We start from the raw sequence: 14,403 nt of genomic DNA on the forward strand, positions 1-14,403 counted from the left end.
GACCGGCCCTCCGTCATTGTGGCCCCGCGATCGCCAGCGCCGCCCAAACGATGGCCGGCAAGCACAGAAAGGTTAGCACCGTAGAGACCACGATAGATCCCGCCACCTGACGCGGATTGTGTTGATAGCGCTCGGCGTAGATGTAGTTCACGATCGCCGTGGGCATGGAGGCGAGAAGGAACACCGTTCCCGCCATGGCGCCGCTGAAATCCAGTAGCCAGATCACTAAGGCGGCCGAGGCTATCCCGATGGCGAGCCGCCCGAAAGCGATTGCGAGGGCAGGGCGCAGATCGGTGATTTGCAGACGCGATAGCGACGCGCCCAGAAGGACCAGCATGGCGGGGATCATCATGCCGCCCAACATCTCGGTCGTGGTCAGAATGATTGTCGGCACCTCGATGCCCGTCCAGGTCACCACCAAAACGGCCGCCACCGCGTAGAACAGCGGCTGGCGCATCAACACGCCCAGTTTCAGCGACCCGGCATAGATCGACATCCCGAAGGAATGCTGCACCAAGGCGACCACGAAGAAGTAGGCGATGCCCAGTTCCAGCCCCTCTTGCCCGAAGGCCAGAAACACCAGCGGCAAGCCGAGGTTGCCCGAGTTCGGCAACATCAGGGGCGGCAGGTAACTGCGCACGGCGCCCTTGAACAGAAGCAGCAGCGCCAAGCCCATACCGCCTGCCACCACAAGGCACAGAAGGGCGGCCACTGACATCACTTGGATCGTGTCGGTGGGCACCTGAAGCGAAGCCAGCGTGTGAAAGATCAACGCAGGCGTCGCCACCAGAATGATGAGAGAGCTGAGCGCCCGCGTCTCCAGCCCCGCCTTGGAGCGGCCCATTGCAAACCCAATCAGCACGATGATGCAGATCGGGGCCAAAACCTCGGTCATCTGGCTTAGCATGGCGTCGCGCTCCGATCAGAGAGGGATTGAGCCATTGGAGGCATGGGGGGCGCAGCGACACGGGCACGGCTCAGATCGCGATCCCGTTGAGCATCCAGTTCTCGGTCACGATGGTGCCCGATTCCTGAAGCATCTTGGACACGGCGCAATGGTCGCGCAGCATCTCGGTCACCTTGATCGCGCCTTCGCGCGGGCCGTCAAATTCGGCGGTGATGTGTAGAATGCAGGACGGGAATGGCACATCAATGGGGTGGATCAAGCGGGTGCCGTGGCTGTCCATCGTCACGTCGATCTTGATATCCATCGAGGTGAAGGTGATGCCGTTGGCGGCGGCCAGTTTGTTGGCGATCACGTGGGTACATCCCACCAGACCCATGAAGACGTATTCGACGGGCATCGGGCCTTCATCGGTGCCGCCGCGCAGCACGGGCTCGTCGATTACGACGCTTTTGCCACGGGCCTCGGCCACCGATTGTGTGTTGGTGTTTTGGCGTCCGTTAACTGTGAACTTCCAGATAGGTTTCTCTTTGACAGTCGACATCTGGTTCTCCCTCAATGGATATCGGCAAGGATCGGAGAGGGGGGGTAATGTCGGGATGGGGGCCGCGTTTACGGCCCTGTTTCCTCCCAATCATGCACCGCTCCTCCCAAAGCTTGGCACGTTGTCCAAAAAATCTTGCACAACCTGTCGCAGCAAAGGAAATTGTGTTTCTGCCTATCTGACTTCAGGAAAGTTGATACCCTGTTTGGCCTTGTTTTGTTGGCGTCTCAGGGCATCAGAGAACGTGTGGGCCGGCATCAGATTACATGATTTGGCGTGGCTATTTTCATGTCGCTAATCTCGGACACGCGCGCAGGCTGGGGCGGTTCGCATTCGTGAAACCTACCCGCCCGCAAGACGCATCATCCACGGGAGGATTATATGACCGACGCGCCGCAGACCTTCACCGTCGCCATTGCTGGATTCGGCTGGTGGGGCAAACATATCGCCACCCGACTGCACGACCACCCTTGGCTACGGGTCGCGGGCGTGATCGAGCCTGCGGCGCAGAACCATAGCGCCATCACCGAAATGGGCCTTCGCGTGTGGGAGGATTTCGAAACCCCTTTGGCCCTTGATGACATCGACGCGGTGATCCTGACGACGCCCAACCCTCTGCATGAAGCGCAGGTGTGCCAGGTGGCGGCAGCGGGAAAACATGTATTCTGCGAAAAGCCCCTTGGCCTGACTGCCGATAGCGCGCGGCGCTCTGTTCAGGCCTGTCTGGATGCGGGCGTGCAATTGGGCATCGGCCATGAGCGCCGGTTTGAGCCTGCGATGCTGGCCCTGCGTGATGCCCTGAATGCGAAGGATCTAGGCACGATCATGCACGCCGAAGCGGCCTTTAGCCACGATAAGCTGATCGGAGTGAAAGCGGATGATTGGCGCACAAGGAAAGAGGTTTCACCAGCGGCGGGGATGACGGCGATGGGTATCCACCTGAGCGATCTGATGATCTCGTTCTTCGGGCCGGTTCAAACATTGCACGCCTTTACCGCCGATCGGTCCCTTGGGTGGGAAACCGGGGACGTGGTGACGGTGCAGATGAAGTTTGAAGCGGGCATGACCGCCACGTTCAGCGCCGTCCTTCACACGCCGCATTTCATTCGGATGCATGTGTTTGGCACGCAAAAATGGGTCGAAGTCCTGAACGACAGCCACCCCGATACGCCCGACGGGATCGTGCGCGTGCTGACCGGCACATCGGGGCAGCCGGTGACACAACAGAACTACGATTGGGCGGACGCCGTGACCACCAACCTGGAGGCCTTTGCAAACGCCGCTTTGGGCCGGGCCGAGTATCCGTTCACGCCGCAAGAAATGATCCATAATATTCAGGTTCTCGAAGCCATCGCGCGGTCATCCGAGACGGGCAAGGCGGTTGATCTCTCCGACGTCTAAGCCCAGAGCCCGCGCGTGGCGGAACCCTACGCGCGGGTTCCGCTACTGCCCGATGATCGCGGCTTAGGTCAGGTCGATCTCTAGGGCGGAATTCAGTTCTTCCTGCAAGATGTCCGCGAAGGCCTGCGCAGCCGTGCTGAGCGGGTTTTTGACCGGCTCAATCCGGGCATAGTCCACCGTCAGCGGCGGGTCAGCCAGTGGCGTGACCTGGCGGCGATCGCCGTCGAGATCGGGCAGACACATAATGCCGGGCAAGATCGTAACCCATTCTGAATGGGCGACAATTCCAAGGGTGCCGTGCATGGTGTCGAGCTCCAGAATCTCGGCTACCTCGATCTCATTAACCTTCATGTAGTGCTCAATGTTCTGGCGGCGGGCGTTGCTGCGCCCCGGCAGAACCAGTTTGAGCGGTGCCATCTCGCGAAGCTGCACCTCGCCGTTTTTCATCGGCAGCTTCCGATCAGCGCGACAAACCAGACATTCCCGATCCTGCCCCATCAGTTGGGTGCGGAGCACATCGCTCAGTTCAAAGGAGGTCGGCACAACGGCAAAGTCCAAACGCCCCTCGGCCACCTCTTTGCTAAGGGCGTTGGAATAGGCCTCGGACACCGACACGCGCACATTGGGGTATTCTTGCGCAAACCTCAGCACCACGGCGGTTAATACGGCGCGGGTGAAGGTTGGCATCAGACCCACGTGAACGTGGCCCACAACGGTCTTTGACAAGGTCAACAGGCGGTCTTCGGCGCGGCGCGCGGCGGCCAGAACCTTCACCGCGTCCTCATAGAAGGCGCGGCCCGCCTCCGTCGGTGTCACCCCTGAGGATGTCCGGGTGAACAGATTGATATCGTAGCGCTTTTCAATCTGGCTGACATGCATCGACAGCCCCGATTGGGTCGCATTTACCTTTTCCGCCGCAGCAGAAAAAGAGCCGTTTTCATACACGGCGGCAAAGTATTTTAGTTGTTGAAGCTTCATCGCCCTATCCGTTTTTCTGATGCAGAATAGGGGTTAATATCCGCAGAAGTGAAGGCCGCATTTTAACTATTTGAGGGAAGGCAAAACCGCTGCCTCCCCTCCTTTTTTGGTCGCCTAAGGCGCGATCAACTGCCGTAGCACCTTGTTAAAGGTCTCTAATTCCGCATCGCTGACGCCTTCGAAAGACTCTTTCTCGTGGGCTTTGACGATGTCCCAACAGGCGTCGGCTTTCGCGTGCCCCTCGGGCGTCAGGACGTAGCCGCCATCCTGCGTGGTCACCAAGGCGCGATCTGTAAGGTTCACCAGTGCGGCTCTGGTTTCGTTAATCGGCGCGTGAACATGAGGGACAATGTCTTCCGGCGTCAGCCCCGGCATATCGTTCAGGGCCAGAATGCTGCGCGACTCGATCAGGCTAAGGCCAAGGGTCTCCAATTTCGGTTGATAGCGGTCCTGATAGGCGCGGCTCGCGCGCATCATCATGAAGAACGTGTGGTTGCCCATGCGCCCGTCGTTGTCCTCGGGCAGTGGCGCTGCGTCCATCTGCGGGAAGGCGGACGGGTGGTCAAATACCATCGCGTAAGAGCCGCGGTGGAAGCACAGGGGCGGGCGGCCAAAGTCGTCAAACGCACGGACACGGCCCACGAAAATCCAGTGATCTCCGCCATCCAGCTTGGCATAGGTTTCGCACTGGAAGCGTCCTGCGCAATTGGGAAAGATCGGGGCGCCGCCAAGGCCCGGCTCCCACTCCACCCCGGCAAACTTGTCCTCTTGCTGGCGGGCAAAGTGGTTTGACATGTCCATCTGGTCCGAGGCCAGGATGTTCACGGCGAAATGCTCGGCCTGCTCGAAAATCGCGCAGCTTGGGGTCCCTTTGATGCTGCTCCACAAGATCAGCGGCGGGTCCATGGACAGTGAGTTAAAGCTGCTCGCCGTGGCCCCCACGATCGTGCCATCGGGCCCGCGTGCGGTGATGATTGTGACCCCAGTGGCAAAGTTGCCCAGAGCGCGGCGGAAGGCCTTTGGGTTGATCTGCGTCTCGTCCTGCGCGGTGTCCATGATGTGTCTTCCCTTGTTTGGCGATGGGAGGAGCGCGCGCGGCTGGTATGCGCGGCGGCCCCCCTCGGCCTTCTCGTGTCGCCACAAGGGTGGATCACAAAGGGGCATCAGGAAAACCGAAGATTTCTGATGCGAGACATCGGATTTCCAGATGGAAGATGGGCCCTAGCTGAGCGAAAGGCGCGTCCCGGTGTTTGCGTCAAAGGGATGCGCGGTGTCCGCGCTGAACCCCAGTTGGATCGCATCGCCGGGTCGGGGCGGATTGCGGCCCGATGCCGTGGCGGTCAATTCAACCCCGTCCACGTTCACATATACCAGCGTTTCCGAGCCCAACGGCTCGGCCACGGTGACGGTGCCGGACAGGAATGTCTCTCCCTCGGCGGTCAAATCCTCGGGCCGGACGCCGAGTTTCAGGGTTTCGCCCGCGGGCACCGACAGGCCGGGCATGGGGATTGTGTGGCCGTTGCTCAGGGTCACGCCATCGCCCGTGCTGGTCACGGTTAACAGGTTCATTGCGGGGGCACCGATGAACTGCGCGACAAAGGTGTTGGCGGGCGCGTGATAGACTTCGGCTGGGGTACCGATTTGTTGGATATGGCCATCCTTCATGATCACGATCCGGTCGGCCATGGTCATGGCTTCCACTTGGTCGTGGGTCACGAACACCATCATCCGCCCCATCTGAGCGTGGAGCTTTTTGATCTCCAACCGCATTTGGGTACGCAACTGCGCATCGAGGTTGGACAAAGGCTCGTCGAAAAGGAAGACCGCGGGGTCGCGCACCATGGCCCGCCCAATCGCCACACGCTGGCGCTGCCCCCCCGAAAGCTGCGCGGGCTTGCGCTCCAGCAGATCTGTCATGCCCAAAATGTCGGCAACCTCTTCAATACGCTTGGCTTTCTCGGACTTGGACAGTTTGGAGGTTTTCAGGCCAAAGCCAATGTTCCGGCGCACGGACATATGCGGATAGATCGCGTAGTTTTGGAACACCATGGCGATGTTACGCTCTTTGGGTTCAAGATTGTTCACTACGCGCCCGGCAATTTCGATGGTCCCGGAGGAGACTTCTTCCAGCCCCGCGATCATCCGTAGGGTCGTGGATTTACCACAGCCCGATGGCCCGACAAGGACCAGAAACTCACCGGGTTCAACGGTCAGATTGATCGCATGAAGGACCTCGGTGTCGCCGTATTTTTTAACAAGGTCGGTAAGGATCAGTTCAGTCATTGCGGGTCTTTCAGAAGGGCGTTGAAGGCGGTGGAAAGGGAGGCGGAAGCGGCGGCGCGACGTTCAAGCCGTGCGTGAAGGTCGCTTTTTATCTCATTGATATTGTTTCGGTAGATCGCGAAGGCTGCGTCCAGGGCGGCGGGCGCGGGCCCGCCAGTTCTATCGCGTCGCGCGACAAAGCTCCGGGCGTCCACGGCGGCGCGGAACGCGGCCTCGTCCAAGGTCGTGGCAGAGCCGATGGCGTTCTCGTAAGCCTGCGAGAAGGCGGTGTAACCGCCGCCGAGGGGCTGGTCTGCAGCGATGACCGCCTTAGCCGTTTTTGCGGCGATGTCATGGGCCTGGCGGAAGGTCAGTCCTTCCTCGCGCACCAAGGTATCGGCCAGTTCGGTGATGGTGATACAGGCCGCATCGGTGGTGCGGGCCACGCGGTCGGCATTGATCGAGCAGGCAGGCAGGAATGCCGTCAACAGGTCCAACACGCGGCCCGCGTGATCGAAGGCGCTGTATCCAGCTTGCTGCACCTCACCTTCGCTATCATTCATGTCGGTGAACGGGGTGTTGTGCATCGTATTTACGATGGTGTCGCACCGGCCTGCGGCGACGGAGGCAAGGTGGCGCATATGTTCAATCGGCACGGGATTGCGTTTTTGCGGCATGATCGAGCTGATCTGCACAAGGCTACGCGGCACGTGCAATTGCCCGACCTCAAACGCCGTCCAGAACGCCATATCCTGCACCACACGGCCCAGATGGATCATCGGCAACTTCAACGCAGAGTAGAGCCCGGTGACGTAATCCACCCCCGCGATGCAACCGTAAGAGTTCACTCTAACCGACTGAAACCCAAGCAATTCCGCCATGCGCTCTCGGTGAATCGGGAAGCCGGATGTGGTGATTGCGGCGGCCCCCATGGGGCTGTGGTCGACATGGAGAATTGCGGCCTCTAACCGTTTTGCGTCGGCCAGAAGAACCTCGATCACGGCTGAAAGGTAATGGCCAAAGGTGGAAGGTTGTGCCGGTTGGCCATGGGTATAGGCTACAATCAGCGTGTCACGCTCGGATTTTGCTTTGTCCAGAAGGGCTTGTGCGAGGGTGTTCATGCGCGAAAGGGCATCTTCCGCGCGGTCTCGCAGGACCATTTTGAACATGGTGTGATCCATGTCGTTGCGTGACCGCGCCGTGTGCAATGCGCCGCCCAAATCGCCAAGGCGTGCGCGCAGTTCCGATTCCACGAGGAAGAACCAATCCTCATGTTCTCCGGTGTATTCAACGGCTTGCCGGTCTACGTTCATCTCAATATCGGCCAGCGCCTCGGCGATGGCTTCGCCATCTTCTCGCAGCAAAATCCCCGTCTCCACCAGCATCACCAAATGCGCTTGGTTGATCGCATCCATGGAGGAGTCGAAGTGGGTTTTCACCCCTTCAAACAGCGGCGCAAGGACGGTGTCGCGATAGGTGGGATCGGGGAAAGTTGTGGTGTCGGTCATCCTTTCAACCCCGCCATGACGACGCCGCGAATGATGAAGCGTTGGAAGATCAGGAAGAAGACCAGCGTGGGCAGGGTCGAGATTGCGGCACCGGTCATGATTAACTCCCACGCCACGTCGGCCTCATCCCCGAAGGACGACAGGCCCACGGGGAGCGTATAGAGGTCGGGCGAGGTGGTGACGATCAGGGGCCAAAGGAAGGCGGTCCAATTGCCAAGGAAGATGAAGATCGCCAGTGCCGCCAATGCCGGGCGTACCATGGGCATGGCGACCTGCCACCAGATCTGGAACTCGTTCAGCCCGTCGATGCGAGCGGCCTCCAGGAAGTCATCGGGGACGGTTTCAAAGAACTGCTTCATCAAGAATACACCGAAGGCCGTCATCAGGCCGGGGAACATGATGCCCCAGTAGGTATCCAGCCAGCCCAGGGATTGGCTCATCATGTACCAGGGGATCACCAGCATTTCGGTCGGGATCATCAGGGTCGAAAGGATCGCGATGAACACAATATAGCGGCCCCGGAATTTGAATTTGCATAGGGTGTAGCCCACAAGGCTATCGAAAAAGAGCGCCGAGATCGTGGTGATTGCCGCGATGATGGTGGAGTTGATGAACCACCCGAAAAAGCGACCGTCTTCTAGCACGTAGGTGTAGTTCTCGAGCGTAGGTTCCTCGGGGATCAGGCCGATCTCATAGACCTCCCACGGCCATTTCATCGAGGTCGAGATCATGTATGCCAAGGGCATCACCATCAGGATGCCGCCACCAAATAGCAGAATCCAACGGATGAATTGCGCTGTGTTGCGCCGTTTGGGCGGCGTGGGCGCCTTCAGCAGAGCCTCGGAGGAGGCGCGGATTGTCAGGTCGTCGGTGGTGGTAGTCATGGATTAACGATCTTTCAGAAGGCGCAGTTGGATCAGGCTGACCACCAGCAAGATCACGAAGAGGACAACGGTTTGTGCCGCCGCATAGCCCATGTCGAAGCTGTCAAAGGCGGTTTGATAGATCATCAACACCAGCGGCTTGGTGGCGTTCAGCGGCCCGCCGGGGTTTTGCGTGGTCATGTTGAACACATGATCGAAGATGCGCAGGAAACCGATGGAAGACAGGACCACCACAAACACAATCGTGGGGCGCAGCAGCGGCAGGGTAATTTCCCAAAGCACGGTCCAGGTAGAGACACCGTCGATCTTGGCCGCTTCGTAGAAAGATCGCGGAATGGCGCGAAGGCCGGCCATGAAGATGATGATCTGAAACCCAAGTCCAGCCCAGATAGCAGGCGCAAGGATCGAGGGCAGGGCGTTCGTGGTGCTGTCCAGGAAGTCGATCTGCGGGATGCCGACGGTCGCCAAAGCGTTGTTGAACAGCCCGATAGGCACGTCTTGGTAGAACCAGCGCCAGACCCAAGCCATGGCCACGGCCGAGGTCATGAAAGGCACAAAATACAGCGCCCTAATGGTGCCGTGCATGAAACGCACCTGGTCCAGATGATAGGCCACGATAAAGGCCAGCACGAGGCTGATAGGCGTGCCCAATAGCAGATACATAAAGGTGTTGCGGAAGACCTGCCAAAACACCGGGTCGCTAAACAGCACCTGGTAGTTATCTAGCCCTGCCCACGTACGCTCGCCCAGAAGGTTCCATTCCTGAAACGACAAGACCATCGCGTTGGCCGTCGGGTAGAAGCGTATCACCACGTAGAAAAGGACCGGGATCGCCAGAAACCCCCACGCCCAGATCGTGCGTTTTTGGGTAATGGTCAGCCCGCTAAATGCTGGCGCAGGGGCCGCGGTGGCAGTCGCGCTGTTTGGGGCGTCGGAGGACGGATTTCGCGCCATATAGGGGCCTCGGGAAGAAGAGTTTTGAAGGAGAGGGTCGTGCGTGGCACCGGGCGAAAGGCGCGCCCGGTGCAATGGTTAATTGGGCGGATTACTCTCCGTGGAAGTCATCCAGGATCGCTTGTTCGGCCTCTGCGGCAATGGTCAGGCTTTCGCCGGGGTCCATGTCTTGCAGCTGCACCCGCTCGACCATGTCCACGAGCACTTGGCGCTGTGCGGATTCGTCGGCGAAAATCGTGGTATGGGCGTATTCCAAACCGCGGATGAAGGGACCAAACACCGGATCATTGGCGTTTTCTTCGGTCATGCCCACGGCCGAGCGGGCAGGCAATTCGCCAACCGTTTCCAGCCAGATCTCCATCGCTTCGGGCGACGTGATGTATTCCATGAACAACACAGAGGCGTCGTATTCCGGACCTTCCGCCGAAGAGGTGATCGCGTTCACCCAATAGGAAGAATAGTTCGACCGAACACCTTCTTCATTGGCGGGCAGCTCTGTCACACCCCACCGAAGACCGCGTTCGCCTTCCAGCGCACCGATGCGGAAAGACCCGTCGATGTGGAACGCCGCGCGGCCCGAGCGGAAGGCGGCCTGAGGCTCGTCCATGAAGCCCGACTGGGTGACGCCCTGCTCCTCCAGCCCAAGGTAGAAATCAAGCGCGGCGCGCCCGGCCTCAGTGTCGTAGTTCACGTTGCGGTAGCCGTCGGTGTAGGGTTCACCGCCCATTTGGCGGATCAGAACCTCGCGGAACCAATGGTGGTCCTGGGCGGTCATGCCGGAGGTGAAACCCACCTGTGTGATGTTGCCTGCGCCATCGCGCTCGGTGGTGGCAGCAGCGGCAGCGACGAGTTCTTCCAGCGTGGTGGGGACTTCGACACCGGCGGCTTCCAGAAGGCGTTCGTTATAGAACAACGCCAGCGAGCGTACGGCGGTGGGCAGGGCGAAATATTGACCGTCACGCTCCATCGCTTGGACCATGGGGAAGAACTCGGCCTCGATCGTTTCGGGCGAGAATGTATCGGTGGGAAGCGGTTGGATCAGGCCCGCATCAATATAGTCGTTGAGCCAGCCGTAGAAGAGCTGCACCACGTCAGGGCCTTCGCCCGATGGCACCGCTACGGCGGTGCGCGTGCGGTAATCGGCATAGGGGAAATGGGTCATCTCGACGTTAATGTTGGGGTTCGCCGCTTCAAAGTTCTCGATCAGTTGATCCATCGCAGTGACGCGGGCTTCAAAGAAATACTGCCAGTATTCGATGGTGACTTGTTCTTGTGCCGATGCGGCCCCTGCGGCCGTCAATGCGGCGGCGGAGGTGGCAAGAACGGCAAGCGTGTTCCGGGTTTTGCGAAGCATTGGAAACTCTCCCTGAGTGGCTGGTCTGGTCAGAGGCCCGACATCTGCGGACGGTGCCCTTGAGGGAACGCTAGCGCAGGGGCGTTGAGTTATCAAGTGAGTTGAGTTATTCGATTCTCATGGCTTCCCGTCTTTCACCTCCCGGCTCTAATGCCGAACGCAGCAGGACCTACAATCGCGGGCTCGTGCTTGGCCATTTGCACCGCGAAGGTGAGGCAGGGCGGGCAGAAATTGCCCGTGCGTCGGGGTTAAGCATTCAGGCTGTAAGCAATATCATTGCCGATTTGCTCGACGAAGGCTGGGTCGCGGAAACCGGCAAACGCGCGGGGCAACGCGGCCTTCCTGCGGTCACCTATGCGATCCGTTGCGGGGCCCACACGGCCCTGGGGGTAGAGATTCGCCCCGACGCCGTCTTGGCCGCATGGATCGATCTGGGCGGGCCGGTTTTGCACAAGGAACGCATCGCGTTGCCATCGGCACGGCCCGAAGATGTGCTGCCCGTAATCGCCGGCCTGCCGTCATTGGGGGAAGCGGCCGGAGTGGACCACAAGACGGTGATTGGCGCGGGCGTTGTGATGCCCGGTCCGGTGGGACAAACCGGCCTGTCAGACCGCGCCACCCAATTGCCCGGCTGGGGAGAGATCGCGGCAGGCCCGGTGCTGGCCGATGCCCTTGGGGTGGCGATCAAGCTGGAAAACGACGCTAATGCCGCGGCGATGGCCGAGCGTATTTTAGGCGCAGCGCAAGGGTTCAACACATTCGCTTGTCTCTACTTTGGGACCGGCCTTGGCCTTGGGATTGTGGATGGCGGCAAGGTCTATGAAGGCACCTTCGGCAACGCCGGAGAGATTGGCCACATTCCGGTTTTTTCCGACGGAGGCCGCTTTCCGCTGGAAGCGCTCGTCAGCCGCGTTTCCCTTGTGCGGGCCTTGGCGAGCGATGGTATTCGCGCCACCACCGTTGATGATCTGGCAGCGCAATTCGAACGCCGTCCCAAGGCGTTGGAGGCTTGGTTAGACACCGCCGTGGCGGGTTTGGGTCAAGCGGTGCATTTGCTGGAAAACATGCTGGACCCTGAAACGATCGTGATTACCGGCGCCTTGCCCGCCGCACTGCTGGAGGAGCTGGTGGCGCGTGTGGTGCTGCCGGATCTATCCGTCTCAAACCGTGCCGACCGTGCAGGACCGCGCCTTGTGGCGGGGCAGGCGGGGCGGATGGCCGCGACCCTTGGGGCGGCGGCTTTGGTTGTGAATTCTGCTCTTTCCCCGCGTCTTGTGGACGCCCAATAGGACCTTCTTCCCATGCCCAACACCACGCAATCCCGCATTCTGGCCGAGGCCAGCGCCCCCCTTATTGCCCGCGTTTGGCAGGCGATGGCGGGGCTGCGTTCTGTCGTGGGGTTCATGAACACGGGCGCCCATCCCGATGATGAGACCAGCGCCATGTTGGCGGCGTTGTGGCTGCGTGACGGGGTTAACCTATCCTATGCCTGCTCAACCCGTGGCGAAGGCGGGCAGAACGACATCGGCACCGAGGCGGGGCCGGACCTCGGCGCGTTGCGTACGGCCGAGATGGAGCGGGCCTGCGATGTGCTGGACATGGTCATGTATTGGCATGGGCAGACGCCCGACGACACGATCACCGATTTTCGGTTCTCGAAGTCCGGCACAGAAACCATGGGCATTTGGGGTCGCGAAAGGCTCATGACCCGTTTTGTAGAGATTGTGCGGACGGAGCGCCCCGATATCTTGTGCCCCACCTTTCTGGATATTCCCGGCCAACACGGGCACCACCGCGCCATGACCGAGGCCGCCCACGCGGTGATCGCGCTAGCCGCTGATCCGGCGTTTCCTTGCGATTTGCCGGTGTGGCAGGTCTCCAAGCTCTATCTTCCGGCTTGGTCCGGCGCGGGCGGGGCCTATGACGACGAGGTGCCGCCTCCGCCTGCCACGTTGACGGTCGCGGCGAAGGGCAGTGATCCTGTCTTGGGCATGAGCTATGAGCGGATCGGCCAATGGTCGCGCCAGTTCCACCGCACCCAAGGCATGGGCCGTTGGATTGCCGCCGGACAAGAACGCGACTGGCCCCTGCATTTGGCCTACAGCTCAGTCGGCGATGATGCTGGCGCGGTGACGGATAACCTGCCGCAGACGCTGGCAGATATCGGGTTGAGCGCGGCGCAGGAACGGATTGATGCGACGCTTGCGGCCTTCCCTGATTTCGCCGCCATGGCGCGTTTGGGGGCCGAAGCTTACGCCATGCTGACCGCTGCCGAGGTTGCCGAAGTGCATCGCCACCGCGTCACGCGCAAGCGCAAACAACTTGGGCGGCTGGTGCAGCTTGTGGCGGGCGTCAGCGTGCGTGCAATCCCTGCGCAGTCAGCCGTCGCGCCGGGCAGCGATGTGGCGATCGTGACCGAGGTTGCCAAGGGCCGTGCCGAGGCTGTTGAAACCGCGCTTTTGCTTCCCGAAGGGATGAGCGAGACGCCCGGTGGGGTACATGTGAAGGCCGACGCCGCCTCAAGTGATCCTTACCCCGATACCTATGATCCGCTATCGCCACGCGCCCCCGCGTTGCAGGTGTCGGCTCATGTTCTGGGCGTTGAGATTCCGAGGCGGGTCGCGCTGGAACAACCGATCCTCGTGTTGCCTGATCCGCTGGCCAGCCTGTCGCGCACCCGTGCCTTTGTGAACCTTTCGCAACCGGGCCGAACGGTGCAGCTTTTCGTCGATGGGCCTGAAGGAGCCTTCGATTTGCCTGATGGCTTTCAGCAGGTCTGGGACACCGATGGGGTGAGCATCACAGTGCCCGACAACGCCGCATCGGGCCTGCATGAGTTGCCGGTGATGATTAACGGCGCACCGGCCCATTCGGTGCGGGTGCTCGACCACGAACACATCGCCTCTGTGGTCAGTCATAGCCCGGCTGTCTTGACCCTTCGGCTGGCCGAGATCGCGCTACCAAGGGGGCGCATTGCCTATATCGGAGCGGGTAATGACCGTATCGCGGAAGCGTTGCGGGCCATTGGCGTCGATATCACCGATCTGTCTGACGCCGATCTGGCGCGGACAGACCCCTTTGAGGGCTTTGACACCGTTCTGGTGGGCGTGTTCGCCTATCGCTTCCGCCCGGCGCTGGCCCCGGTTGTGGCGCGTCTGAACGCTTGGGTGCGTGATGCCGGCGGTACGTTGGTCACGCTCTATCACCGGCCTTGGGACAATTGGGACCCTGCCAACACGCCGCCCGCTCCGATTGAAATTGGGCAGCCGTCCCTGCGGTGGCGCATCACCGATGCGGCAGCGGCGGTCACGGTGCTGCACCCCGATCACCCCGTCTTCACGGGCCCCAATCCGATCGGCCCCGATGATTGGGCAGGCTGGAAGAAGGAACGCGGGCTCTATTTCGCGAAATCCTGGTCCGACAGCTACACGCCGCTGTTACGCATGGCGGACCCTGAGGAGCAGCCGCTGGATGGCGGCCTGCTGGTAGGGCAGATCGGGCGGGGGTGTCATGCCCATGTGGCCCTTAACCTGCACCACCAGTTAGAGCATCTGGTGCCGGGCGCGTACCGCTTGATGGCCAATATCCTTGACCTGCGCGGCACGTCCTAGGCG

12 protein-coding genes are annotated in these 14,403 nt (G+C 60.6%); 3 read left to right on the plus strand and 9 right to left on the minus strand.

Translation table 11 applies throughout. From position 1 onward, the window contains the following. Positions 1-13: 13 nt before the first annotated feature. The gene (locus K3728_08750) at positions 14-907 is read right to left on the minus strand and encodes an AEC family transporter (GenBank protein ID UWQ97284.1); all 894 of its coding nucleotides are present in this window, start codon (positions 905-907) and stop codon (positions 14-16) included. A 70-nt stretch (positions 908-977) separates the two neighbouring features. Beyond that, a complete protein-coding gene (locus tag K3728_08755) occupies positions 978-1,448 on the minus strand; it encodes an OsmC family protein (GenBank protein UWQ97285.1) in 471 nt (156 codons plus the stop codon). 381 nt (positions 1,449-1,829) lie between these two features. On the opposite strand from K3728_08755, the gene K3728_08760 reads away from it, so the two are divergent. After that, positions 1,830-2,849, plus strand: a complete 1,020-nt coding sequence (locus K3728_08760; GenBank protein UWQ97286.1) for a Gfo/Idh/MocA family oxidoreductase — start codon at positions 1,830-1,832, stop codon at positions 2,847-2,849. A 63-nt stretch (positions 2,850-2,912) separates the two neighbouring features. Here the strand turns inward: K3728_08760 and K3728_08765 are convergent, their stop codons facing one another. From K3728_08765 to K3728_08795, 7 genes are all read right to left on the minus strand, one after another. After that, positions 2,913-3,827 (minus strand): LysR family transcriptional regulator, encoded by a 915-nt coding sequence (locus tag K3728_08765; protein ID UWQ97287.1) that lies wholly within the window; start codon positions 3,825-3,827, stop codon positions 2,913-2,915. Between the two features lie 114 nt (positions 3,828-3,941). Then, complete coding sequence (locus tag K3728_08770; GenBank protein ID UWQ97288.1) at positions 3,942-4,883, minus strand: flavin reductase; 942 nt, start codon at positions 4,881-4,883, stop codon at positions 3,942-3,944. A gap of 165 nt (positions 4,884-5,048) precedes the next feature. After that, positions 5,049-6,110, minus strand: coding sequence for a sn-glycerol-3-phosphate ABC transporter ATP-binding protein UgpC (ugpC, locus tag K3728_08775; protein UWQ97289.1), 1,062 nt, complete (start codon positions 6,108-6,110; stop codon positions 5,049-5,051). Further along, positions 6,107-7,597, minus strand: a complete 1,491-nt coding sequence (gene argH / locus K3728_08780) for an argininosuccinate lyase (protein UWQ97290.1) — start codon at positions 7,595-7,597, stop codon at positions 6,107-6,109. The genes ugpC and argH overlap by 4 nt, the downstream gene beginning before the upstream one ends. Beyond that, positions 7,594-8,433 (minus strand): carbohydrate ABC transporter permease, encoded by an 840-nt coding sequence (locus tag K3728_08785; GenBank protein UWQ97498.1) that lies wholly within the window; start codon positions 8,431-8,433, stop codon positions 7,594-7,596. The genes argH and K3728_08785 overlap by 4 nt, the downstream gene beginning before the upstream one ends. 51 nt (positions 8,434-8,484) lie before the next feature. Next, complete coding sequence (locus K3728_08790) at positions 8,485-9,435, minus strand: sugar ABC transporter permease (protein UWQ97291.1); 951 nt, start codon at positions 9,433-9,435, stop codon at positions 8,485-8,487. 91 nt (positions 9,436-9,526) lie between these two features. After that, a complete protein-coding gene (locus K3728_08795; protein UWQ97292.1) occupies positions 9,527-10,789 on the minus strand; it encodes an extracellular solute-binding protein in 1,263 nt (420 codons plus the stop codon). Between the two features lie 185 nt (positions 10,790-10,974). On the opposite strand from K3728_08795, the gene K3728_08800 reads away from it, so the two are divergent. After that, positions 10,975-12,078, plus strand: a complete 1,104-nt coding sequence (locus K3728_08800; protein UWQ97293.1) for an ROK family transcriptional regulator — start codon at positions 10,975-10,977, stop codon at positions 12,076-12,078. A 12-nt stretch (positions 12,079-12,090) separates the two neighbouring features. Next, entirely contained in the window at positions 12,091-14,400 is a 2,310-nt protein-coding gene (locus K3728_08805) for a PIG-L family deacetylase (GenBank protein ID UWQ97294.1), read from the plus strand. Positions 14,401-14,403: the final 3 nt, after the last annotated feature.

This window comes from Rhodobacteraceae bacterium M385 (assembly GCA_025141835.1).
Classification (GTDB): Bacteria; Pseudomonadota; Alphaproteobacteria; order Rhodobacterales; family Rhodobacteraceae; genus Gymnodinialimonas.